Annotated in this window: 19 protein-coding genes; 4 read left to right on the forward strand and 15 right to left on the reverse strand. The window is 64.6% G+C overall.

Annotated features, from left to right (window positions below; all coding sequences use genetic code 11):
• Positions 1 to 3 precede the first annotated feature (3 nt).
• Both ACKWRH_RS22515 and ACKWRH_RS22520 read right to left on the reverse strand, forming a co-directional pair.
• Positions 4 to 966: a phosphate acetyltransferase gene (locus ACKWRH_RS22515; RefSeq protein WP_445215301.1), complete on the reverse strand. Its 963-nt coding sequence runs from the start codon at positions 964 to 966 to the stop codon at positions 4 to 6.
• Positions 967 to 995: 29 nt separating this feature from the next.
• Positions 996 to 3218 (reverse strand): DUF3141 domain-containing protein, encoded by a 2223-nt coding sequence (locus ACKWRH_RS22520; protein WP_445215302.1) that lies wholly within the window; start codon positions 3216 to 3218, stop codon positions 996 to 998.
• 151 nt (positions 3219 to 3369) lie between these two features.
• Here ACKWRH_RS22520 and ACKWRH_RS22525 point away from each other — a divergent pair, with 151 nt between their 5' ends.
• Positions 3370 to 3891, forward strand: coding sequence for a GNAT family N-acetyltransferase (locus tag ACKWRH_RS22525; RefSeq protein WP_445215303.1), 522 nt, complete (start codon positions 3370 to 3372; stop codon positions 3889 to 3891).
• A gap of 354 nt (positions 3892 to 4245) precedes the next feature.
• Here ACKWRH_RS22525 and ACKWRH_RS22530 read toward each other — a convergent pair whose 3' ends face one another.
• From ACKWRH_RS22530 to ACKWRH_RS22545, 4 genes are all read right to left on the reverse strand, one after another.
• The gene (locus ACKWRH_RS22530) at positions 4246 to 4569 is read right to left on the reverse strand and encodes a hypothetical protein (protein ID WP_014495230.1); all 324 of its coding nucleotides are present in this window, start codon (positions 4567 to 4569) and stop codon (positions 4246 to 4248) included.
• A gap of 222 nt (positions 4570 to 4791) precedes the next feature.
• Positions 4792 to 6642 (reverse strand): dihydroxy-acid dehydratase, encoded by a 1851-nt coding sequence (ilvD, locus tag ACKWRH_RS22535; RefSeq protein WP_445215304.1) that lies wholly within the window; start codon positions 6640 to 6642, stop codon positions 4792 to 4794.
• A gap of 201 nt (positions 6643 to 6843) precedes the next feature.
• A complete protein-coding gene (locus ACKWRH_RS22540) occupies positions 6844 to 7713 on the reverse strand; it encodes a VOC family protein (protein ID WP_445215305.1) in 870 nt (289 codons plus the stop codon).
• 88 nt (positions 7714 to 7801) lie between these two features.
• A complete protein-coding gene (locus ACKWRH_RS22545) occupies positions 7802 to 8164 on the reverse strand; it encodes a hypothetical protein (RefSeq protein ID WP_445215306.1) in 363 nt (120 codons plus the stop codon).
• A gap of 443 nt (positions 8165 to 8607) precedes the next feature.
• On the opposite strand from ACKWRH_RS22545, the gene ACKWRH_RS22550 reads away from it, so the two are divergent.
• Positions 8608 to 10854, forward strand: a complete 2247-nt coding sequence (locus ACKWRH_RS22550) for a TOMM precursor leader peptide-binding protein (protein ID WP_445215307.1) — start codon at positions 8608 to 8610, stop codon at positions 10852 to 10854.
• 95 nt (positions 10855 to 10949) lie between these two features.
• Entirely contained in the window at positions 10950 to 12326 is a 1377-nt protein-coding gene (locus ACKWRH_RS22555) for a SagB/ThcOx family dehydrogenase (RefSeq protein WP_445222456.1), read from the forward strand.
• Positions 12327 to 12373: 47 nt separating this feature from the next.
• Here the strand turns inward: ACKWRH_RS22555 and ACKWRH_RS22560 are convergent, their stop codons facing one another.
• The 9 genes from ACKWRH_RS22560 to pncA form a co-directional block, all read right to left on the reverse strand.
• Positions 12374 to 13234 carry an ABC transporter permease gene (locus tag ACKWRH_RS22560; protein WP_445215308.1) on the reverse strand — a complete coding sequence of 287 codons (861 nt, stop codon included), beginning with the start codon at positions 13232 to 13234 and terminating at the stop codon, positions 12374 to 12376.
• The gene (locus ACKWRH_RS22565) at positions 13231 to 14160 is read right to left on the reverse strand and encodes an ABC transporter permease (protein WP_445215309.1); all 930 of its coding nucleotides are present in this window, start codon (positions 14158 to 14160) and stop codon (positions 13231 to 13233) included. Before ACKWRH_RS22565 ends, ACKWRH_RS22560 begins: the two co-directional genes overlap by 4 nt.
• Positions 14160 to 15152 carry an ABC transporter ATP-binding protein gene (locus tag ACKWRH_RS22570; protein ID WP_445215310.1) on the reverse strand — a complete coding sequence of 331 codons (993 nt, stop codon included), beginning with the start codon at positions 15150 to 15152 and terminating at the stop codon, positions 14160 to 14162. The genes ACKWRH_RS22565 and ACKWRH_RS22570 overlap by 1 nt, the downstream gene beginning before the upstream one ends.
• The gene (locus tag ACKWRH_RS22575; RefSeq protein WP_445215311.1) at positions 15149 to 16135 is read right to left on the reverse strand and encodes an ABC transporter ATP-binding protein; all 987 of its coding nucleotides are present in this window, start codon (positions 16133 to 16135) and stop codon (positions 15149 to 15151) included. Before ACKWRH_RS22575 ends, ACKWRH_RS22570 begins: the two co-directional genes overlap by 4 nt.
• Positions 16136 to 17773 carry an ABC transporter substrate-binding protein gene (locus ACKWRH_RS22580; RefSeq protein ID WP_445215312.1) on the reverse strand — a complete coding sequence of 546 codons (1638 nt, stop codon included), beginning with the start codon at positions 17771 to 17773 and terminating at the stop codon, positions 16136 to 16138.
• Between the two features lie 30 nt (positions 17774 to 17803).
• A complete protein-coding gene (locus tag ACKWRH_RS22585) occupies positions 17804 to 18619 on the reverse strand; it encodes a sugar phosphate isomerase/epimerase family protein (RefSeq protein WP_445215313.1) in 816 nt (271 codons plus the stop codon).
• 475 nt (positions 18620 to 19094) lie between these two features.
• Complete coding sequence (locus ACKWRH_RS22590) at positions 19095 to 21128, reverse strand: NAD(+) synthase (RefSeq protein WP_445215314.1); 2034 nt, start codon at positions 21126 to 21128, stop codon at positions 19095 to 19097.
• A 151-nt stretch (positions 21129 to 21279) separates the two neighbouring features.
• Positions 21280 to 22395 (reverse strand): alpha/beta fold hydrolase, encoded by a 1116-nt coding sequence (locus ACKWRH_RS22595; RefSeq protein WP_445215315.1) that lies wholly within the window; start codon positions 22393 to 22395, stop codon positions 21280 to 21282.
• Positions 22396 to 22411: 16 nt separating this feature from the next.
• The gene (gene pncA / locus ACKWRH_RS22600) at positions 22412 to 23038 is read right to left on the reverse strand and encodes a bifunctional nicotinamidase/pyrazinamidase (RefSeq protein WP_445215316.1); all 627 of its coding nucleotides are present in this window, start codon (positions 23036 to 23038) and stop codon (positions 22412 to 22414) included.
• 252 nt (positions 23039 to 23290) lie between these two features.
• Here pncA and glk point away from each other — a divergent pair, with 252 nt between their 5' ends.
• Positions 23291 to 24277 carry a glucokinase gene (gene glk / locus ACKWRH_RS22605; RefSeq protein ID WP_445215317.1) on the forward strand — a complete coding sequence of 329 codons (987 nt, stop codon included), beginning with the start codon at positions 23291 to 23293 and terminating at the stop codon, positions 24275 to 24277.
• Positions 24278 to 24312: the final 35 nt, after the last annotated feature.

Genomic DNA, 24312 nt, shown 5'->3' on the forward strand with positions numbered 1-24312 from the left:
CGATCACGCGGCAACCGTCGGCGCCTTCTGGCGCCGGGCATGAGCATAGAGCGCGGCGACCGCACAGGACGCCATCCGCGCACGTGGCGAATCCGCGCGTGAGGTCAGCACGACGGGCACGCGCGCACCGAGAACGATGCCGGCACCATCGGCCTTGGCGAAATAGGCCAGATTTTTGGCCAGCATGTTGCCGGACTCGAGGTCCGGAACCATCAGGATCTGGGCGCGGCCGGCGACCTCGGACGTGATGCCCTTGATCCGCGCGGCTTCCAGATCGATGGCATTGTCGAAAGCCAGCGGGCCGTCGAGGATGCCGCCGGTGATCTGGCCGCGATCGGCCATCTTGCACAGGGCCGCGGCTTCGATGGTCGAGGGGATTTTCGAGGTCACGGTCTCGACGGCTGATAGAATCGCCACCCGCGGCTTCTTGCCGAACCCTGCCTGGTTGTAGAGGTCGATCGCGTTCTGAATGATGTCGCGTTTTGCGTCGAGATCGGGGAATATGTTGATTGCCGCATCCGTCACGAAGATGGTCTCTGCATAGGCAGGCACATCCATCACGAAGACATGGCTGATACGTCGGTCGGTGCGCAAGCCACCGGTCTTGGCCGTGACGGCGCGCATCAATTCGTCGGTGTGCAGGCTGCCCTTCATCAACAGTTCGCCTTTGGCGGCATGGATGAGCTCGACGCCCTTGGCCGCGGATTCGTCACTGTGCGCGGCATCAACGATCTCGAAACCGGACACATCGAGACCGCACCGGGCGGCAGTATCCCTGATCTTCCGCTCGGGCCCGACGAGCACTGGCCGGATAATGCCAGCGCTTGCGCTATCGATGGCGCCGCGCAGCGAGGTCTCGTCGCAAGGATGCACCACGATGGTCGGCGTTGGCGGCGCGCCCTTCGCCGCCGCAATTAAGCGATCGTACTTGCTACCGGGCTGGGTTTGCGTCGTGTCGGCCGACATGATGTCACTCCCGATCCTGCCAATCCGCGTTACGACGCCCGTGCCTTGGGATCGAAAGGAGCGACGTTCGAAGTCAACTCCCCCTCTCCGTCCAGACCAAAAAGAGTGGCGACGCGCTTCAGGCGATTGGCCCGCTCGCCGGTGATGTCTTCACTCGCCGACAGCACCTCGCGCATCGCCGCGAAGGCCGCACGCCGCTGGTTGATGTCGTCGGGCAACAATTTCGGGATCGCAGCGAGAGCACCTTCGCGATCGAGAAGCAGTATGAAGAACTGCTCACGCACCAGCGTCTTGAATTCCGACAGCGTCATGCGGGCGCCGGCATGGTCGCGCCGAACCTGCCGCAACGCTGCGATGCTGCGCTCATCAACCATGCCGCGTGCGGAGCCAACATAAAGCAGCGCACGGAGTGCCGCTTCGCGGAGTCCGCCCTCACCGATGTGAGATTTTAGCTCGGCGATCCGTGCCGCGAGCATGGCGCGATGCTCCGGCGACATCTCCCGGTGGCGCGAGGGTACGGAATTAGGGTCGACGCCGACCGCGGCCTGGAGCAGCGACGAGCCGTAGAGGTTGAGGAAGACGGCCTCGCTCAGCGCCTCCTGCGCGTCGCGCCAGCTATCCAGCGCGTGGACGATCTGCTTCGACATTTGTTCCTGAAATGCCAGGAATGGATTGTCCTTTGAAACCGGCTTGCGGTTGTCCTCGACACGATCGGCCACCGACTTGACCGCGGACATCCAAGGATTCTGGCTGCTGAACGCCTCGTATTGCAGCCGCAGCGGATGCATGTTGCGGGCCCATTCCGCGAGTTGGGGCGTCACCATGCCCTTCACCCACGGCCGCATGAATTTCTGATAAGCAGCGAGATTGAGCTCCGAGACACGCTTGGCCGCAGCAAAGCGCCGCTCGTCCTCGGGCGAATTTCCGCCCATCGCGCGGATATCGTCCAGCGTGCGGGCCTCGCAGCGCATCACCCACTGGCCTGCCGCAAGATCCGCATTTAGCGTCTCGTTGCCACGGGCCTCGAACGTGGCCTCATAGAGTCCTGGCGGCAGCACGTCGATCAGGTCGATGTTGCTGGAGAACTCAGCATGCTCCTTCTTGGCCACGCCGCCGGATACGAAGATGCCGAGATGACCGATGCTCTCGTGAACGGTATAGACAATGGTCTGTCCGTAAGCTCTGATCTCGTCGACGTCGGCGTAGCAGTCCAGGATCCAGTCCAGCGCCTGCTGCGGCGGGGTGACATTGTCGCCCTTGGAGCAGAACACCACGATCGGCGAGCGAATGTTGCGCAAATCGATCTTGCGACCGTCGGATATCTCGATCTTGCCGGCTGCGAGATTGTTGCCGATGAAGAGCTCGTCGACGATGAACTGGATTTCCTCGGCATTGAGATTGACGTGTCCGCCCCACCAGCGCTCGAAATCGAGATAGCGTTCCGCCTCGGTATCGACCTTGGAGTAGACGTTGTACTGCTTGGTCCAGAGCGTATTCGACGGGTTCTGGTTTTCGAAATTCTGCACCAGCCAGGCGCCGTCGAACTTGCCGGCGCCGAGATCGCTCGTGAGCGCCGTGAGCCAGCTTCCGCCCAGCAGGCCGCCAGAATATCGCATTGGGTATTTGCCATGCACGCCTGCCCAGTAAGCCAGCGGCGCACCGGCGATGATCAGCGGCCCGAATAATTCCGGCCGCAGTGACGCCAGGATCATGACGGCCCAACCGGCCTGACAATTGCCGATCACGCAGGGCTTTCCGTCGGCGTCCGGATGACGGCTGATGACCGTCTCGATAAAAATGGCTTCCGCGCGCGCAATGCGTTCGATGGTCTGCCCGGGCATCGGCTCCGGAAGGAAGCCGATGAAGTAGCAGGGATGTCCCGCCTTCATGGCGACGCCGATCTCGCTATCGGCCTTGAAGCCGCCGATGCCGGGTCCATGGCCGGCGCGCGGATCGACCACGACGAACGGACGCCGGCTCATGTCGATCTCAACATCCTTCGGCGGAATGATGCGCACCAGCGCGTAGTTGACGGGCTCGTCCAGTTTCCGCCCGTCCGTGATCAGTTCGGCGGCATATTGCAGCACATGCGGGGCGGTCTGGGCGACGTGCTCGCGATACTGGTCGCCACGTTGGCGCATGATGTCCAGGAACAGGACGCTGCGCTGTCCCGCATCGACCATGTATTCCACGGCCGAGGCGACCAGCCCCGACATCGGGCCATCAGGCAGCTCTAAGTCTTTGATCGCCATGTTCGACCTCGTCGTCGCGTGAGGTCATTCAAAAAGGTCGGCGGTCGCTGACGTTGATTTAGGTCAACGGTTGGCAACGGCGGTCGCGTCAATCGGGATCGAGCAACCGCCCCGCGGGGGCGCGCCGCAATCGGGCCGCGGGAGAGCTTAAGTGCCGGATGCCGCAAATTACAGCCGCCAGGAGAGACTGCGCGACGGACGATTGGTCGATATCCGGGCGCTTCGTCCCGAGGACGAGCCCGACATGCTTGCCGCGCTCGAGGAGACAAGCACTCAATCGCTCCAACGCCGCTTCTTTGCGACGAAGCGTCATTTTTCCGAACGGGAGCGCGCTTTTTTCATGGAACCCGATTTCAGAAACCACGTGGCACTGGTTGCGTGCACGGAAGAGGCGAGCCGCAGCATGGTCATCGGCGGTGGTCGCTATGTCATATTCGAGCCAGGACGGGCGGAAGCAGCTTTCGTCGTGATCGATGCCTGGCAGGGACGCGGCGTTGGCGGGCTGCTGACGCGCCATCTGATCGCTATTGCCGGTGAGGCCGGATTGACGGAGCTGACCGCGGAAGTACTACCGGAGAACGCAGCGATGCTCCGCGTCTTCGACAAGTTTGGCTTCAAGTCAGCAACGCCCCGCGAACCCGGTGTAATTCACATGGCATTGCAGCTGACCTAATACGCGGCCAGCACGAGAGCTCTGGCATCGCGAGAAACAGCGGCGGCGCGGCGCGCCACCCGTCCGTTGGTACAGGCACCTCCAAGCGCTCGCCCTCACCCCAGGGCTGAATTCTCCGCCGCACGCGATCTGTCAGGCGAGCGTCAGCCTGTTCCTCTAGCTTCGCAGCACGTCGGCCGCCGACACACGCAGCCTTCCTCAGCAATCCCGGACACCGGCGACATCTCCCAGGGCGTCGCTGGTTGCGAGGCCCGGTTGGATTCGCGTCCATTTCCGGGGCCTCGTTTGCTGCCTCAAAAGAAAACGGCGCCCCCAAAGGGAGCGCCGCGCGAGACTCTTTGTAGCTGCGTTGGCTCAGTAGCCGCAGGACGCGCAGCCCATCTGCACCGGCGCGTAATAGGAATACCCGGGCGAAACCATCTCGACGCGCTGGCGCGTGGCGTATTGCGGCGGGATGCGTTCGTACTGGACGCTCGGCGGCGCGACCATCACGGTCTGCGGCACCATCACGGTGCGATACTGCGCCGGCGTGCGGTGCGCGACCGTCGCGCCGGGAGAAACCATTACGGTCTCGTCGACGGTCCGGTATTGCGGCTGCACGTATTGCTGCTGGTAGCAGGTCTGGCACGGCGGCGGCGCGTAGCAATTGTAGCAGCCGGCGGAGGCCGCGCTCGTCATGGAAATCGCGGCGACGACTGTTGAGAAAACGACAGCGAGAGTACGAGACATTGTGGTGGTGCCCCAGTTGCCCAAAATGGATTTGCGAAGGTCGCGAGCAGTATACGCCGCCACATCCTGAGCTGCCGAACTTCGTCGAGGCATCCTTAATGCGAACGGCCGGCTTTCGCCGGCCGTTCAGAACTTGTTGACCATGCACGCGAGGCGCGGACGGTGCCGCGCTTACTTCGTGCGCCGCTTCACCTCACGCACCGCACCGCGTGCGGCGCTGGTGGTGAGCGCTGCATAAGCCTGAAGGGCGGTCGAGACGTTGCGCTTGCGGCCCATCGCCTGCCAGGCGGCATCGCCCTTCGCCTCTTCCGCCGCGCGACGGCTGGCGAGTTCCTCGTCGGAGACCTCCAGGCTGATGCTGCGGTTCGGGATGTCGATAGCGATGCGGTCGCCGGTGCGGACGAGACCGATGTTGCCGCCTTCGGCCGCTTCCGGCGACAGATGACCGATCGACAGGCCGGACGAGCCGCCGGAGAAACGTCCGTCGGTGACAAGCGCGCAGGCTTTGCCGAGGCCCATCGATTTCAGATAGCTCGTCGGATACAGCATCTCCTGCATGCCGGGACCGCCGCGCGGGCCTTCGTAGATGATGACCACGATCTCGCCGGCGACGACCTTGCCGCCCAGAATGCCTTCCACAGCGGCGTCCTGGCTCTCGAACACGCGCGCCGGGCCCGAGAATTTCAGGATTGAGGCATCGACGCCGGCGGTCTTCACGATGCAGCCGTCCTGCGCGAGGTTGCCGTAGAGCACGGCGAGTCCGCCATCCTTGCTGAAGGCATGCTCGAGGTTGCGGACCACACCCTTCTCGCGATCGCTATCGAGCTCGTCGTAACGGCGCTCCTGGCTGAAGGCGACCTGGGTCGGAATGCCGCCGGGCGAAGCGCGGAAGAAGGTGCGGACAGACTCGCTCTTGGAGCGCTTGATGTCCCAGCGCTCCAGCGCGTCGTTCATGGTGGGCGCATGCACGGTCGAGACCGAGGTGTCGATCAGGCCGGCGCGGTCGAGTTCGCCCAGAATGCCCATGATGCCGCCGGCGCGATGCACGTCCTCGACATGGACGTCGGCGACCGATGGCGCGACCTTGCACAGCACGGGCACGCGGCGCGACAGCCGGTCGATGTCCTGCATGGTGAATTCCACCTGCCCTTCATGGGCCGCCGCCAGCAGATGCAGCACGGTGTTGGTCGAGCCGCCCATGGCGATGTCCAGCGTCATCGCGTTCTCGAACGCCTTGAAGTTGGCGACGTTGCGCGGCAGCACGGAGGCATCGTCCTGCTCGTAATAGCGGCGGACGAGATCGACGATGGTGTGGCCGGCCTCGACGAACAGGCGCTTGCGGTCGGCGTGGGTCGCGACCACGGTGCCGTTGCCGGGCAGCGCGAGGCCAAGCGCCTCGGTGAGGCAGTTCATCGAGTTCGCCGTGAACATGCCCGAGCAGGAGCCGCAGGTCGGGCACGCCGAGCGCTCGATCACCTTGACGTCCTCGTCGCTGACCTTGGAGTCGGCCGCGGCCACCATGGCGTCGATGAGGTCGACGGCCTTGGTCTTGCCCTGGAGCTTGACCTTGCCGGCCTCCATCGGTCCGCCCGAGACGAACACGGCGGGGATGTTGAGCCGCAGCGCGGCCATCAGCATGCCGGGCGTGATCTTGTCGCAATTGGAGATGCAGACGAGACCGTCGGCGCAATGGGCGTTGGCCATGTACTCGACGCTGTCGGCGATCAGCTCGCGCGACGGCAGGCTGTAGAGCATGCCGTCATGGCCCATGGCGATGCCGTCGTCGACCGCGATGGTGTTGAATTCCTTGGCGACGCCGCCGGCCTGCTCGATCTCGCGGGCGACGAGCTGGCCGAGGTCCTTGAGGTGGACGTGGCCGGGCACGAACTGGGTGAAGGAGTTGACAACCGCGATGATCGGCTTGCCGAAATCGGCATCCTTCATGCCCGTCGCGCGCCAGAGGCCGCGGGCGCCCGCCATGTTGCGGCCGTGGGTGGTGGTGCGGGAGCGATAGGCTGGCATGGCGGTTTCCGTCCTCGGTTGGGTCAGCCGGGCGGAAAAATGGAAGCCGCCTCAGGCCTTTCCGGCCGGATAGCGCACGGGCTAGGCGCGCGCAACGGGAACTTGCCCCGAAACGGCCCGGATCGGCCCCGCGCAGGCCTCCCCTGCTCCCGGCGCGGGTTATTGCAGGGTCGCGCCAGCGCCGGACGGACGCGGCAGTAGCTAGCGCTTCGGCTTGGGCAGCACAATTCTCCCCTGGGAGGCAATGCCGCCCCACTTGGCGGACCACCCGACTTCCGAGGCCGAGAATGGCTCGATGACTGCATGACCCCGGGCACCCTGCAGTGCAAACAGGGCGCCTTGGGGATCCACACATCGTGCGATCCAGCAGCCATCCGGCAATTCGATCGGACCCTGGAGGATCCGGCCTCCACCAGCATTCACATGCTTCGTCGCAGCGCCGATGTCGTCGACATTGAAGTAATGCAGCCAACATGGCTGCGCTACGCTCGAAAGTTTCGTCAGCATGCCGCCGACCGTTTGGCCCCCCGCCGAAAACAATTGATACCAGTCCGCTGGATCGGTTTGAGCGTCAGCCTTCTGCCAACCAAATAGTTCTCTGTAGAAACCGAAGATCACGGTCCGGTCGGCGGCCAATAGCTCATGCCAGCCCACGCGCCCCGGCTCGTCCGGCCGGCCCGGTTTCCCTCGGCCATATGTCGGTTTCTCGATCAGCCCGAACGTCGCTTTCTGTGGATCGGCAGCGACTGCTATTCGGCCAATATTGGTGTCGGTCGGCGGCACAAAGATCGTGCCTTCGAGACGCCTGATCTGCGCGGCAGCCCCGTCCAGGTCGTCGACAGCGACGTAACCCATCCATCTCGGCGTTGCCCCTGATCTCCGCCCCTCTTCCGGGATATCCATAAGGCCGCCCAGCGGGGTGCCACCGCTACGAAGCACCGTGTAAGGCAGTTCCGGAGTCGATTCATCCTTCACGCCCCAGCCGACGACCTTGCGATAGAATGCGCCCGCCGCCGCGACGTCCGTGGTCAGCAGTTCGTACCAAGCGAAACGTCCGAGTTGATCCGCCACGCCGATCTCTCCGTTCAAGATTCGATGCGCTTGCGGCACTGCACCAAGCTACACGCGCACCCAGAGCGCGGATCGTTGATGCCTTGTGTCAACTGGCCGCGCCAGCGTCGTTCATGAAGATGAATACATCCTGAACGTGCGGCGCCGCGCTTTTGTGCGCGTAATTCTTGCTCGCGTTATTTCCTCGGCGTAGACTTACCGCGGCTGGGATACTTCTTGCAATGCTCGGAGGTTCGACCATGCGGCAGGCGAAGAAGACTTCTAAAGGGAAGAAGCGAATAACCAAGGTCGCCGTGCCGGCGTTCGGAGCCGCAGGGTTGACGTTCTCGCTGGCGGGAGGCGCATCGGCGTCAGCGGTGCCGACACCCGACGCACAACAATTGCCCCACCTTGGCGCAGGACAAGCAATCACCCTCGATGAAGAGGAAATGGCTGACGTCAGTCTGGCCACCTTCCATCTCTTCGACAAGGAAAACGCCGGTAGCCGCGTGCAACTGGCATGGCGCGGATGCGGCGGTTGCCGCGGCTGCAGAGGCTGTCGGGCTTGCCGGGGCTGCCGATGTGGCGTCGGTTGCCGATGTGCGGGTTGTGCCGTTGGCTGTGGCGTTGGTGTGGTGGGATGCGCCGTATCATGCGCGGGTTGCTGCGCATCGTGGGGCCGCTGCCGCTTCTGCTAGCGTCCGAATGGCGTGTCCACCAGCCGATATATCATTGACCGGTCCTGAGAAAGGGGCCGGCCAAATGCTTGGTTTCGCTACCGCACGTGCATCGATGGCTTGCCGGCGACGGGCGAATTTGTTCCAACTCTCCGGGAAAATACCAGCGCGCGGGCACGACGATCCGTCTTGGGCCGGCGATCTGACGTAACGGCAACAGGATCAGCGTGCTGACTCAATGAATGCCAATCGCAAGACCCGCGTTGCGCGGCAGACCCGCAAAAACCTCCTCCGATTTGCACCGAACTTCACCGCCTACGTACTGCCTCCCGATGCGGTTTGCCTCTATTCCGAGGATCGCAAGTTCTTCCTGCACGGCGAGCTCTACTGCGCCCTCGCCACCGCGATCGGGCAACACGGCAAGGCCAGGCCGGAAATCATTCGCCAGCTTTCGAAGCGCTTCCCGGCCGACAAGATCGAGGAAGCAATCAAGCGGCTGCTCGATCGCCGATATGTCGTTGCGCGGCCCCCGAAAGCGTTCGACGACGCCGTCGGAGGTTTCCTGGCAAGCCTCGGCATGCCTTTGGAGATCGCGGAACAAAATCTTCGCAATTGCCCCGTGCAGGTCGAGTCGATTGACGTCCAAGGCGCCAAGGAGCTGACCGCGGCCTTGAGTAAGCTCGGCGTTCAAATCGCCAAGCGCTCGCCGAAGCTCACGATCACGCTGGTGAACGATTATCTTGACCGGCGACTTGCTGAACTGAACCAGGAACGGGTGGCCGGCGAGACACCATGGCTGCTGGTACAGCCATCCGGCCCGTTTCCGCTGGTCGGGCCCGTGTTCAAACCGGGCGAGAGCGCCTGCTGGACCTGCCTGTTCGATCGCATGATCCGCAACCGGGAGATCAAGGGGTTTCTTGACCGGGGACCGGCGCGCGCGGTTGCCATATCGCCTCTAGTCAGAGAAAGCGTCGGCAAGACTGGAATCCATTTTGCAGCCGTCGAGATCGCCAAGGCAATTGCCTCGGATTTTCGCACCGATTTGTGCGATCACATCGCGAGCTTCGACCTGACCGGCGCCGCCATCGCCAAGCACTATGTGACGCGACGTCCACAATGTCCGACCTGCGGCAGCAGGAAGCTGAACAATCCGCGCCGATCTCCGGCCCTGGTCGAGATTGCCGAGGGCAAGAGGCTCGTCATGACCAGCGGTGGATATCGCACCGTGACGTCGCGGTCGACGGTGTCGCGGTTCCGCAAGCATGTGAGTCCACTGACAGGGGTGGTGACCCGGCTCGAGCGGATCGACGTTGATCTGCCGATGAACACCAACTACTTCGCCCAGCACAATTTCTCCGCGCCGGCCCACAGCATCGACCAGCTCAGGTCCGGATTGAGCGGGGGCAGCTTTGGCAAGGGCTCGACGGCTGAACAGGGCGAGGCAAGCGCGCTGATGGAGTCGATCGAACGCTATTCGGGCATTTTCCAAGGCGATGAGATCAGGACGACGCGTCGATTTGACGATTTCGCGCCTGGCGACGCGCTTCTTCCCAACGACGTCCAGCTCTTCAGCGAAACGCAGTTCAAGAACAGGTTTCTGCAGCAGCCGGACGATCCCCATCCGGTGCCCGAGCCGTTCGATCCCTCGACGAGGACCGAGTGGTCGCCGGTCTCGTCGTTGCGCGACAAACGCTTCAAATATCTGCCGAGCGGCCTCCTGTACTTCTTCTATGGCGGCTTTCATACGGATTCCAACGGCTGCGCGGCCGGCAACACCCGCGACGAAGCCATCGTTCAGGGCTTCCTCGAACTGATCGAGCGCGATGCCTACGCGATCTGGTGGTATAACCGGGTGCAGCGCGCCGAGGTCGATCTCGGGCAATTCGACGATTTCTATGTCCGGGATCTCCAGGCTCAATTTGCGGAAGCCGGGCGCAAGCTGTGGGTGCTCGACATCACCACCGACCTCGGCATTCCGACTTACGTGGCGATCATGCACTGGATCCAGAATGGACACGAGAATATCGAGTTCGGTTCCGGCGCGCATTTCGACCGCCATATAGCGCTGCTGCGATCCCTCACCGAGCTGACCCAATTTATGTCCGTCGGCATGATGGGCGGCGCAAGCGGCGAGAAGCCGACCCTCGACGGTGTCACGCCGCTGCGCCTGGAAGACTACCCGTTCCTGACACCGAGCCACCACCCGATCGTCCCCCCAGCGCCGAGCCTCAAGCTTCACGACAATACGCGTGACCAGGTCATCGCCTGCGTCGAGATCGCCGCCCGTGCAGGCTACGATTTCCTCGTCCTCGACCAGACACGTCCCGACGTCGAGGTTCCGGTCGTCAGAGTGCTCGTTCCCGGCCTACGTCATTTCTATCGCCGTTTCGCACCTGGTCGCCTTTACGATGTGCCGGTGAAGCTCGGATTGTTGGACCGGCCGCGACCGGAAAGCGATCTGACTTCATTCCTTCCACACACCTGAAGGGCTGCTCTTTCGTGCGCGCTCCCCGGAAAAAGCCGACCAGGAAGATCGCGCCAGACATTGCCGCCCGGTTGAGCCATCACTTCTCCCTCCAGATGCAGCCGGACGGAAACATCACCGCCGTTCTGGGTGACTATTCCGTCAACCTCGGACAATTCAGCGCGGCCGCGATGGACTGCGCGCGACGTCTGAGCACCGGCCTTCCGCTCGCGTCCTTTGCAGGCAAGAGCGCCCTCGCGAGAGACGTCGACGCCCTGGTGCGTCGCTTGGCCCGGCAGGGGCTTCTGGAATACCGCCTCTCTTCTTCGCGTAACACGCAGGACTTCGTGGTCATCGAGCCCCAAGTCCCCGAATACTGGCCGCTGCGCGCGAAGCTGGGCAGTCGTGACACCATTGTGCTATCGCGCTTTGCCTTTCTGCGCCGGCGCGGCAACGAGTTGGTGCTGGAATCGCCGCGCGCCGGCGCGTTGTTCCGGATTGGCGATCCCGCCATCGCCGCCACCCTTGCTGTGCTGTCGCAGCCTCGGAAGATCGGCAAGCTCAACCAGAAGATAGCTTCCTCCACCCTCCATCTGCTCGAACTGTTGCTGGACAGCCAGATCCTGCTCAAGCTCGATGCGAAAGACGGACAAGGCCTGCGGGTGAACGAAGGCGACGGCAACCTCGTACTCTGGGATTTCCACGATCTGGTGTTTCACACGCGGAGCACGGAGGGTCGGCAAGCCAATCCGGCCGGCGCCGCCTTCACCTATGCCGGCGTCGTTCCGCCGTCCCCGGCCGTGCGTCCGCCCTGGGCCGGCAGCAAGATTGACCTGCGCAAATTCTCCTCCCCTGGGTCGAACTCCCGCTTCCCGAAGCTGTTGCGCGAACGCCATTCAACGCGGGATTTCGACGACAAGAATCCGGTCACGCTCGGCGAACTCGCGCAGTTTCTCGACACCACCGCGCGCATCTTGTCCGAATGGAAGAGCGAGCCGTATTTCGAAGGCGGTTCCGACGTCACCTACAGCACAAGGCCTTATCCGTCGGCGGGCAGCGCGTACGAGCTGGAATTGTACCTTACCGTCGCGAACTGCGACGGGCTTGCGGGCGGACTCTACCACTACGATGCAGGGAGCCACGCGCTAGTCGCGATCAGCGCCTCCGCCCAACAACTCCAGGCGCATTTGGCGGCTGCCCAGTTCGCCATGGACGCGCCGGGGCAGCCACAAATCCTCATCACGATCGCGGCGCGTTTTGGGCGGGTCTCCTGGAAATACAGCTCAATCGCATATTCGCTGATCCTGAAGGATGTCGGCAGCCTGATTCAGACGCTTTACCTGGCGGCGACCGATATGGGCCTCGGCGGCTGCGCCATTGGCAGCACCAACATCGATCTGTTCGCGAAAATGACGGAGTTGGAATTCCATATCGAGGGCCCGGTCGGTCAATTCGCGCTCGGGCGCGGCAGGACGCCGGAGGTCCAAGGCTAGAAGCGGGTGTCCGACGGCAAATCGGCGCACGCGTCAAGCCAGTCGCCCTATTGCAGGGTCGGGTCGAGCCGGTCGCGCAGCCAGTCGCCGATCACGGAGACCGCCAGCGTGGTGATCACGATGGTGGTCGCCGGCGCCAGCATGATCCAGGGCGCCCGGGTCAGGTACTCGCGGCCATAGCCGACCATGTTGCCGAGGCTGGTCATCGGGGGCTGCACGCCGAGGCCGAGGAAGGACAGGCCGGATTCCATCAGGATCACCTCGGGGAAGACCAGCGTGGTCGAGACGATCAGGGTGGAGGCGATGTTGGGCAAGATGTGGCGCAAGTAAATCCGCGACGGCGTCGCACCAAGCTGGCGGACGGCCGCGGCATAGCCTTGCGCATTGGCGGAGATGGCGAGGCCGCGGGCGATGCGGGCGTAGCGCTCCCAGCCGAACAGGCCCATCAGGCCGATCAGCAGCGGCAGCGAACTGCCGAAGAAGGCGAGCACCGCGAGCGCCATGATCAGGAACGGCATGCTGGCCTGGAAGTCGGTCAGCATCAGCACGAACTGCTCGACGGCTCCACGAAAGTGCGCGGCGAGAAAACCGAGCGTGGTGCCGACGATCGCCGAGATAGCGGTCGCGCCGAAGGCGATCAACAGCGAGATGCGGATAGAGACGAGGAGCCGCGACAGCACGTCGCGGCCGAGCTCGTCGGTGCCGAGCCAGTGCGCGACATTGCCGGGCGCAGCCAGCCGGTTGCGCAGGTCGAGCTGGGTGAAGCCGTAGGGCGCGATTTTCTCCGCAAACGCTGCGATCACCAGCATGACGACGATCCAGCTGATCGCGAGCGCGACCGAGACCGGGATCGCGGGAAGGCTGATGCGGCGGCGGACGCCCGCGTCCTTCAGCGTTGCGTCGGTCATGCATGCGCCCCTTTGGCGCGGAGCCGCGGATCGAGGAAGCCGTAGAGGAAGTCGACGATCAGATTGGACGTGACCATGGTCATCGCGACCAGCAAGAGAATGCATTGCACGACGGCAAGGTCGCGGTTGGCGACGGCGACGACCAGCAGGCGCCCTACTCCGGGCCAGGCAAATACGCTCTCGACCACGACCGCGCCCGCGATCAGCGTGCCCACCATGAAGCCGAGAATGGTGACGGTCGGGATCGCCGCGTTCGGCAGCGCATGCGACGTCACCACCTTGCGCCACGGCACGCCTTTTGCGGATGCGGTGCGGATATAGGGCTGGCCCAGCACCTCCAGCATGGCGCTGCGAGTGAAGCGCGCCAGCACCGCGGCGCCACCGAGGCTGAGTGTCACGATTGGCAGGATGGCATGACGCCAGCTGTCCTGCCCGCCCGACGGCAACCAACCGAGCTGAACGGCGAACACGAGCACGAGCAGCAGCGCAAGGACGAAACTCGGCGCGGTGAAGCCGGCGACCGCCGTCATCATCACGGCGCGATCGATTCCCGAGCCGCGGTGCAGCGCTGCGTAGATGCCGGCGGGAATGCCGAGGGCGACCTTGAAGAAGAAGGCCGGCAGCGTCAGCGCCAGCGTTGACGGAATCCGCTCCAGCACGAGCTCGATCGCCGGCCGCCCGTCGCGCATGGAGCGGCCGAGCTCGCCCTTGGCGATGGCGCCGAAGTAGTCGAGGTACTGGAACCAGATCGGATCATCGAGCCCCCAGGCCTTGCGGAAAGCAGCGAGCACTTCCGGCGGGGCCTCCGGTCCCAGGATCATCAGCGCGGGGTCGCCGGAGAGGCGCAGCACCACGAAGGCGAAGGTGACCACGAGCACGATCGTCAGCGCCGCGCGTCCGATCCGAATGGCAAGATAGCGTCCCATCAGGCCGCGTCCCGCGTCTCGGCCTGCGGCCCCGTCACGAGATGGCAGGCGACCTGCCTGTTACCGCCGACGGCCGACAGCGTCGGCACCTCGTTCGCGCAGCGCGCAATAGCGCGCGGGCAGCGCGGATGGAAGGCACAGCCTTGGGGCCGCGCCGCCGGGTTCGGCGGATCCCCTGCCAACACGATGCGGCCCGCGCTGCGGCGGCCCGGTGCCGGCGAGGCCGAGACCAGCGCCTGCGTATAGGGGTGTTCGGGACGCGCAAAGAGATCGTCGGCGCTGCCGATCTCGACGATGCGGCCGAGATACATCACGGCGACGACATTGCTGATTTGCCGCACGACGCGCAGATCGTGGCTGATGAACAGCAGCGTCAGCCCGAGCTGCGCCTGGAGATCGCAAAGCAGGTTCACCACCTGCGCCTGGATCGAGACGTCGAGCGCGCTGACCGGCTCGTCGCAGACGAGGAAATCGGGCTTTGTCGCCAGTGCCCGCGCCAGCACGATACGCTGACGCTGGCCGCCGGAGAGCGCGCCCGGGTAGCGCGCGCCATGCGCCGGTGTCAGCTCGACGGCGCGCAGCAATTCGCGGACGCGTTCGTCGCGTTCAGTCGGCGTGCCGAGACCGTGAATGTCCAGCGGCTCGCGGATTTGGGCAGCGACCGGCAACCGCCGGTCCAGCGCCCCCAGCGGATCCTGGAAGATCATCTGCATGCGCGCCCGCTGCGCGCGCCACGCCTTCGTCCCTGGCGCGGCCATCGGCTTGCCGTCGAACCGCACCTCGCCGCGATCCGGCGGCTCGAGACCGAGCACGATGCGACCGGTGGTCGACTTGCCCGAGCCCGACTCGCCGACGAGGCCCAGTGTTTCGCCTTTGGGGATCATCAGAGACACGCGATCGACCGCGTGGACGGCCGTGCTGCGACCGAACATCCCGGAGCGCATACTGTAGCTGCGCGAGATCGAGGACACCTCGACGAGCGGCGCGCTCATTCGGCGGCGATCCCGAGCAGCGCACGGCGCGAAGCTTCAGCACGGATGCAGGCAACCACGCGATCGTTCGCGATCGGCGCCAGGCTCGGCACGGCAAGTCCGCACGGCTCGGCCGCCAGCGCGCAGCGCGGCGCGAAGGCACAGCCGCTTGGCATGTGCGCGGGATCGGGGATGGTCCCGGGAATGGCCGTGAGACGGCGGCGCGGCCCGTCGAGCGGCGGCAGTGCGCCGATCAGGCCCTGCGCGTAGGGATGCACCGGATCGGCAAAGAGCTGATTGGCGGGCGCCTGCTCGACGATGCGGCCGGCGTACATCACGGCAACGCGGTCGCAGTTTTCCGCGACGACGCCGAGATCATGGCTGATCAGCACCATCGCCATGCTCATCTCGCGGCGGATGGTCGAGAGCAACTCCAAAATCTGCGCCTGGATGGTGGCGTCGAGCGCCGTGGTCGGCTCGTCCGCGACGAGGAGATCGGGATTTCCGGCCAGCGCCATCGCGATCATGATGCGCTGGACCTGGCCGCCCGAGAATTCGTGCGGATAGGCTTCGAGCCGCCGCGCCGCATCGGGAATGCCGACGAGATCGAGCAGCCGCCGCGCTTCGGCCTTCACCGCCTCGCCCGAGAGATCGCGATGCAGCGCCAGAGCCTCGCAGAGCTGCTTGCGAATGGTGAGCACCGGATTGAGCGCGCTTGCGGGGTCCTGAAAAATCATGGCGACCCGCCCGCCCCGCACCCGGTCAAGCTCACCCGCGGGCGCGCCGAGGATTTCGCGTCCGTCGAGCCGCACGGAGCCCGAGACTTTTGCATGCCGCGGCAAGAGGCCGAGCGCAGCAAGCCACGTCACTGACTTGCCGGAGCCGGACTCGCCGACGAGGCCGAGGGCCTCGCCCTTCCGCAAAGCGAGATCGACGCCGCGCAGGACCGGTACGCCGTTGAAGGCGACGCTGAGGCCCTGGATATTGATCAGCGGCGTCGCCACTTACGCCTCGAAATTGCCGGCGCGGAAATCCATCGCGAATGCCGGCGACGCCTTCCACTTGATCGACTTTGGTTTCGCGGTGAAGGTCGCGTTCTGGTGCAGCACCGTATAAGCGGGATCCTCGCGCTCGGCGATCTCCAGCATGCGGCGGAACGCCTTCTTGCGGGCAGCCCGGTCGGTCGAGGTCTCCAGGAACTCCGAAAGCCCGTTCAGTTCGGCGTTGGTCCACTCGCCGATCTGCTGCTGCTGGCCGTTCGGGCCGTGCTGGGCGACCAGCGACGAGACGGGATCGTTGAAGGCCGCCGAGTTCGACCAGTCGCGTACCGCGCGGGTCGGCGCGCGTTCCATGATCTGCGACCAGTTCTCCTTGGTCTCGATCTGCACGTTGAGGCCGACCGACTTCCACATCTCGACCAGCACCTGCGCGGTCGCGACCTGGTTGGTGTAGTAGTTGTTGAGCAGGCGATACGGAATCGGATCGCCCTTGTAATTGGCCTGCTTCAACAGATCCTGCGCGAGCTTGGGATCATAGGCCGGCACGCTCCAGTCGGCGTTGAACATGTCGCCATAGAATTCCCACTGAAGGCCTTTCGGCACGCGGGTACGGCCCGCCCACAGACTGTCGACGATCGCCTGGCGGTCGATCGCGTGGGTGAAAGCGCGCCGCACCAGCGGATTGGCGAGCTGGGCGTGGTTCTTGTCGAATACGGTCAGGCGGTGATTGAGGATCGTGCCGCCCTGCACTTCGAACGCAGAGTTCTTTTCGATCCCGGCAATCTGGTCCGGCGGGATGTCGCAGGCGAACTGGTATTCGCCCGACAGCAGGCCGTTGATGCGGCTCGCGACCTCGGGCACTTCGAGGAAACGGATGCGCTTGAGCGGCGGCCGGCCGCCCCAATATTCGTCATGCGCCTCGAGGGTCAGCGACACGTCGGGCTTGAGCTCGACGACCTTGTACGGGCCCGTCGTGATCGGCTTGCGCGCCCAGTCGAGATAGCTCGCCGATTGCTCCCAAGCGCGGCGGTTCATGATGTCGGAGCCGTAGCGCGACAGCCGGCCCTCGATCGTGACGTCGGGCGTCGCGTTGTAGAAGCGCACCGTGTATTTATCGACGACATCGACGCGCACGAGGTCCGGCCAGATGCGGCGGGCAACCGCCGGCACATCAGGGGGCAGTTCCTTGCCCGGGCGCGGCGTCGGGATCTTCTCGAAGGCCTGGATGGTGGAGCGGCTCTTGGCCTCGGTCTCGCCGAACATGCGCTCACGGCTAAAGGTGAAGACGACGTCTTCGGCCGTCAGCTCGTCGCCATTGTGGAACTTCACGCCCTGGCGCAGCTTCACCTCGACGGTCTGGTCGTCGATGCGGCGCCATTCGGTGGCGAGGCCCGGTACGGCCTCCAGGCTACCACGCCAGTTCTTGGAGATCAGGCCCTCCCAGATCGAGGAGAAGAACACGCGCTCGCCGACATTGGACTGCTCGCGCAGCACGTCGAGCACGTTCGAATTCGTTACCTTCTGCACTGCGATCGTCACCGACGGGCGGTTGTCGGCCTGCCCGATCGCAAAGCGCGGCAGGAGAAGCGTGCCCGCGGCAGCGCCGCCGGACTTCAGAATGGTGCGACGGGTGAGTTTGCTCATGACGAAAAGCCCTGACCTTTGTGATGCCGGTTATTCAGCGAGACCGAGCGCGGCGAGATGGGCTGCGCCGGCGCGAACGTCGTCGTGATTGCGGAGTTCGAGGATCAGCCGCGGGTTGGAGGTCAGCCGGCCCAGCGCGCGGAACACGGCCACCCATGGGATGTTGCCTTCGCCCGGCGCCCAGTGCCGGTCGGCAAAGCCGTCGGTGTCCTGGAGGTGCACATGCGTCAGCATGTCGCCGGCGGTTTCGACGTAGTAATCGACCGGCGGCGCGTCGGTGGAGATGTGGGCATAGTTGGCGTGGCCGGTGTCGAGGGAGACGCGGACCTTGTTGCTTTCGAGCGCCTTGGCGAGACGGACGCGGTCGCGCGGGTCCTTGTCCTCGATGTTCTCGATGACGACCTCGCAGCCGATCGTCTCGGCGCGCGCAATCACCTCGGCCAGCGTCGCCTTGACGCGCTCGACGATGTTGGCGCGGTTGTCAGGATAGAGATCGAGATTGTTGTGGTCCCAGGTCGTGAACGGCGAATGGATCACCATCTGCGTCGCGCCGAGGAATTCCGCGGCGTCGAGGCCCTGAAGCAGGCGCTTCGTCACCGCCTTGCGGATCAAGGGATCATGGCTGTCGATCTTGAAGCCCCAGAACGGGCCGTGAATGCCGAGCCGGCCGGTATGGCCCGAGAGCATCTGCTTGATCTCGCTGGCCGCGCTCCGCCAATCGCCGTCGAGCAAATCCGCGCGGAAAAAGTCCTGGATCTCGAGATCGCGCTGCCGTTCCAGAAGCCAGTCGCGGTGAGCGGGGATCGATTTGATGGACAATGCTGCGCCCAGCACCGGCTTCGACATGGCTTGCTCCTTGACCGTCAGCGATGACGGGAGCAGCGCTAGACCAGTTAAGTGACAGGCCCGTGAAACGCAGGCGCCGCGGCGATGCGCCGATGTGGACATCCCCGCCGATCGCCTGCATCGAATTCAGGCAGCAGCGATCGCAGCAGATGCGGACGAATGCACCAGCGTGCAGCATCAAGCGCGTTCGTGTCCGTAGTGATCCGGAATGGAATCCTAACCATACTTCGCGTACATCGCGCCATCGATCGGCGGCCTTCCAGGGGCATCACCCTCTGATCGCGCTACATGGGGTTGGGGGACCGCATGGGGCGGGGGGATCAAAGGCTGGGGCAAGGTGACGAGGTCCGGACTCCTAGGCACTCCGGACCTCGGCACTTTCTAGATTGAACGCAATTTCGCGCCGCCGGCTTTACGAGCCGCGCGGCGCGAAGTCGTTTTGGATCTACCCTGCCCGATCAGCAGTCTTGCTCAATCACTTCGGAACGTTCCGCTCGAGATCCTCAAGCCATGCCGCCGCGCTTGAATCCGACGGCGCGCGCCAGTCGCCGCGCGGCGACAACGAGCCGCCGGCCGAAACCTTCGGCCCGTTCGGCATCGCCGAGCGCTTGAACTGGCTGAAGGCGAAGAAGCGGCGCAGGAACACTTCCAGCCAGCGCCGGATCTCCGGCAGATCATAGGCCCTGCGCTTATCGGTCGGGAACGCCGGCGGCCATTCGCCCTTGGCGACATCATTCCAGGCGTGCTGCGCCATGAAGGCGATCTTGGACGGCCGCATGCCGAATCGCAGCGTGTAGAACAGGTTGAAATCCTGCAGCTCGTAGGGTCCGATGGAAGCTTCCGTGCTCTGCGGCTTCTCGCCGGGCTTGACCGGAACCAGCTCGGGCGAGATTTCGGCCGACAGGATCGACGCAAGCGTCCGGTTGACGTCGTCGCTGAACTGTTTTGAGGCGATCACCCAGCGGATCAGGTGCTGGATCAGCGTCTTCGGCACCCCGGCGTTGACATTATAATGTGCCATCTGGTCGCCGACGCCGTAGGTGCACCAGCCGAGCGCGAGCTCCGAGAGATCGCCGGTTCCGATGACGATGCCGCCATGATGGTTGGCGAGCCGGAACAGATAGTCCGTGCGCAGGCCCGCCTGCACGTTCTCGAAGGTGATGTCGTAGACCTTCTCGCCCTTGCCGAAGGGATGACCGATGTCCTTCAGCATTTGCGTCGCCGTGGGACGGATGTCGAGCTCCTGCCACTCCGTCTGCAACGCCTTCATCAGCGCCAGTGCGTTGGTCTTGCTCTCGCTGCCGGTGGCAAAGCCCGGCATCGTGTAGGCCAGGATGTTGCCGCGCGGCAGGCCGAGCAGGTCGACCGCCTTGGCGGCGACGATCAGGGCGTGGGTGGAATCGAGGCCGCCCGAGACGCCGATCACCACGCGCTTGGTTCCGGTCGCGCGCATGCGCTGCACGAGGCCGGCGACCTGGATGTTGTAGGCCTCGTAGCAATCCTGCTCGAGCAGGGCTTCGTCGCTCGGCACGAACGGGAAGCGCTCGATCTTGCGCAGGAAGCCGATGTCGGTGGCCGGCGGCTTCAGGGCGAAGGTGATCCTCCGGAAAAAGGCTTCGCGTTGCCGGCGATTATCGTCGAACGTGCCCATCAGCGCGCGTTCCTGCCTGAGCAGATCGAGATCGACGTCGGCCAACGTGATCTGGCCGTCCTGACCGAACCGCTCGCCCTCGGCCAGCAGCACGCCATTCTCATAGATCGAGGTCTGGCCGTCCCAGGCCAGGTCCGTGGTCGATTCCCCTGCCCCAGCGGCGGAATAGACGTAGGCAGCAAGACAACGCGCCGATGTCGATTGGCACAGCAGTGCGCGCGAGCGCGCCCGGCCGATCGTGATCGGGCTGCCGGATAGATTGATCAGCACGCTGGCGCCGGCAAGCGCGAGTTCGGAAGCCGGCGTCACCGGAATCCACATGTCCTCGCAGATCTCGACGCCGATGATCAGGCCTGGAACATCCTCGGCCGCGAACAGGAGGTCAACGCCGAACGGTGCGTGCAACCCGCCAAACGCGATCGTCTCTCCGGCCATGCCGGCGCCGGAGGCGAAATGCCGTCCCTCGTAGAATTCGCGATAGGTCGGCAGATAAGACTTGGGCACGACGCCAAGGACGTTGCCGCGATGAATGACGACGGCGCAATTGTAGATGCGATGACCAAAGCGCAGCGGCGCGCCGACGATCAGGACGGTCATCAGCGCCGAGGACGCCTCGACGATTGAGGCGAGCCCGCGCTCGACCGCATCGAGCAGCGGATCCTGCTTGACGAGATCCTCGATCGCGTAGCCGGACAGGCACAGCTCCGGAAACACGGCAACCGCCACCGACTGTTCATGGCAAGCGCCTGCCGCCGCCAGGATCGCCTTCGCGTTGGCCGTGGGATCGGCCACATGGGAGGTGGTGACGCAGGCCGCCACGCGCGCAAATCCGTGGGCGTAGATCGAGTGGAAGCTCATCGAGCGCGGTACCCTTGATCTTGTCGCGGCCGCAGCCGCCAGTTCCGGATGATATGTAGCCCATCGACCGGGCCCCGTGCAGGCCATCCGCCGTCATGCATAACGGATTTGCGTGTTCGCCGGCCCGGCCGGGCCAAGGCACCTGACAAGGTCAGGCGCTGCGGGCCAGCACTCCGGAAAGGTCGTCGCGCAGCCACTCGGCGATCCGGGGCCAGGCATGGGCGTGGGTGCGCGCCCCCATGAACAGGCCGAGATGATTGCTGGGCTCGGAGGCCGCGGCAATGAAGGCCGGCGGTGTTCCGAGCAGACTGGCGGTCGCAAGCGCCTGTCTGGCCGGCACGACGTCGTCATCGAGCCCGGCCAGCAGGAAGACCGGCGCCTTGACGTCCTTCAGATCAACCTCGCGGCCGAGCGCCGTGAAGTTGCCGCCGGCAATCCGGTTCTCCCGGAAGATCCGGTTGACTATCTCCAGATAGTACGTGCCGGGCAGGTTGAGCGTCTCGGTATTCCAGCGATCGAAACGCGCGAGCAATGCCGCGCCCTCCTCGTCCGAGAAATCCCTCTGCAATGCCGCCGCAATGTCGTCGCGGCTCGGCGCCTTCGTCCAGAAGCGCAGCATCTCGTCGCCGCTGACATTGCCGCCTCCGCGCGCCACAAGCTGGTCGTAGAGCGCCTCAGGCGCATTGCGAGCGAGCCGGGACAGCGCGGAATCGATCGAGAGATCGACGGGCGCCCCCACCAGTACCAGCCGCCGCACCTTGGCGGGAAAGCGCGCCGCATAGAGCAGCGACAGCCATCCGCCCTGGCACAGGCCGACGAGATCGACCGGCGCGCCGATTTCGTCGACGGCGACGTTGAGATCGCCGAGATAGCTGTCGATCGAGAGATAGCGCATGTCCGGCGAGGCCGAGCGCCAGTCGGTGAGGTAGACCCGATCGATGCCGCCATTCTGCAGGGATTGCACCACGCTGTGGCCCGGTGCGAAGTCGGCGATCAGGGCCCGATGCAGCGCATAGGGCGCGCAGACCAGTGCCGGCTGGCCGGATTGCGTCCGCGTGCAATCGCGCAGGCGCATGGTCGCAAGCTCCAAGGCGACCGCATTGGGCGTCGTCCACGGCAGATTGCTCTCGTCCTGTTCCGGCGGACCGCGTTCCAGCCACCAGAAGCAGGCGTCCATCGCGAGCCGCGCCGCCGCAAACGGCAATAGCAGCGGATCATCCGGAGGACGATCCGATCCGCCCAGCGGTTTGCCGCCCTTCTCCACCATGACTATCTCAAGGTCCTCACAGCAAGGCCTCCAGGCTGACGGTCGAAATACCGCGCTCGCGAAAACTCTGATGGGTCGCGCCCACAGAGCCGTCGAGATCGATGCCGCGGCATGCGTCCTCGATGACTGCGACCTCGAACCCCGCCTTGCGGGCATCTTCCGCCGAGAAGCGAACACAGAAATCCAGCGCCAGGCCGGCGACGAAGACGGTCTTCAGCTCGCGCTCGCGCAAATAGCCGAGCAGGCCGGTCGGCGTCCGATGGTCGTTCTCGAACAGCGCCGAATAGGAATCGATGCCGCGACGAAAGCCTTTGCGCACCACGAGGTTTGCCCTGATAATTTCGAGCTCTGCGTGGAATTCAGCGCCCGCCGTGCCTTGCACGCAGTGCGTCGGCCACAGCACTTGGGTGCCGTAGTCGAGCTCGATGGTCTGGAACGGCTGCTTGCCCGCATGGTTCGGTGCGAACGAGATGTGATCGCTTGGATGCCAGTCCTGGGTCAGCACCACATTGGTGAAATTTGCGGCAATTCGGTTGATGGCCGGGACAACCTTCTCGCCGCCGGGAACGGCGAGCGCTCCGGCGGTGCAAAAGTCGTTCTGCACGTCGATCACCAGCAGCACGTCGCGGTCGGAAATCTGCATCGCAAGGTCCCGTTCCAGCCGTCCGGCGCGACCCGAACGCTCCGTCCAATGTCGATCTTCCCGAGCGGCTTCGCAACTACCGACACATGCGGCGATATCGCGCCCGTCTCACCTGGGATGCAACGGTTTGGCGTTGTCCGAGTTGACTAGGCTCACCCGAAGACGGATTCTAAAGACGTTCGCAAATTGCGGATCGGATGGAGCGGAGGGAACGGTTCCCGCGAGCCTGCACGGCGCGGCAGCCACAAGATCATGGGTATCGGCAAGACAGGACAGATTCTTCTCGCCGATATCGGCGGCACCAATGCGCGCTTTGCGCTGAGCGAAAGCGCATCGGACAGCGGCGACCAGGCCGGACCCATCGACTATGTGAAGGTCGCGGACTTCCCGACCGTCCGGGAAGCCATCGCCGACGTCCTTGCACGCCGGTCCGGCGGCAAGCAGCCCAAACGAGCCGTGCTGGCCGTCGCGGGTCCCGTGACCAATAACCGCTGCGTCATGACCAACAGTCCGTGGGTCATCGACGGCAACGAGCTCCAGCCGACCCTCGGCTTCGAGAGTGTGCATGTGCTCAATGATTTCGAGGTCGTGGCCTGGTCCCTGCCCGCCCTGAAGCCTGCCGATTTGATCCCGCTCGGGGGCCAGGACGGCCTCCCCGGAGAACCGCTGCTGGTGGTTGGGCCTGGAACCGGCTTTGGCGTCTCCTGTCTGGTCGAACGCCACGGCGCCCGGCTGGCGGTCGTCACCGAGGCAGGCCACGCCACTTTGCCGGCGGAGAACGAGCGCGAGGAACGCGTGATCGCCTGCTTGCGCCGACGTTTCGGCCATGTCTCCATCGAGCGCGGGGCGCTTTCGGGTTCCGGTCTGCAAAGCCTCTACGAGGCACTGGCGGAGGTCGACGGCGCCCAGGTGCCGCACCGCGACGCCGCCGCCATCACAAAAGCCGCCCTGGAGGGCAGTTGCGAACTCAGCCGCACGACACTGGAAATGTTTTGCGGCATCCTCGGCTCGGTCGCGGGCAATCTCGCGGTGACCTTCGGCGCCCGCGGCGGCGTCTATATCGCCGGCGGGATCGTGCCGCGCTTCCCCGAGTTCCTCGCGGCCTCCGCTTTCCGTGCGCGCTTCGAAGCCAAGGGACGCTTCCAGGACTATTTGCGCAACATCCCGACCAGGCTGGTGACGAAACCCGACGCGAGCTTCGTCGGCCTGAAGATGTTCGCCGACCACAATCCGGATTGATGAGCCGCGATCGGCTCCGACGCCGTCCAGTCCGT

The sequence above is a fragment of the Bradyrhizobium sp. Pa8 genome (assembly GCF_052588265.1).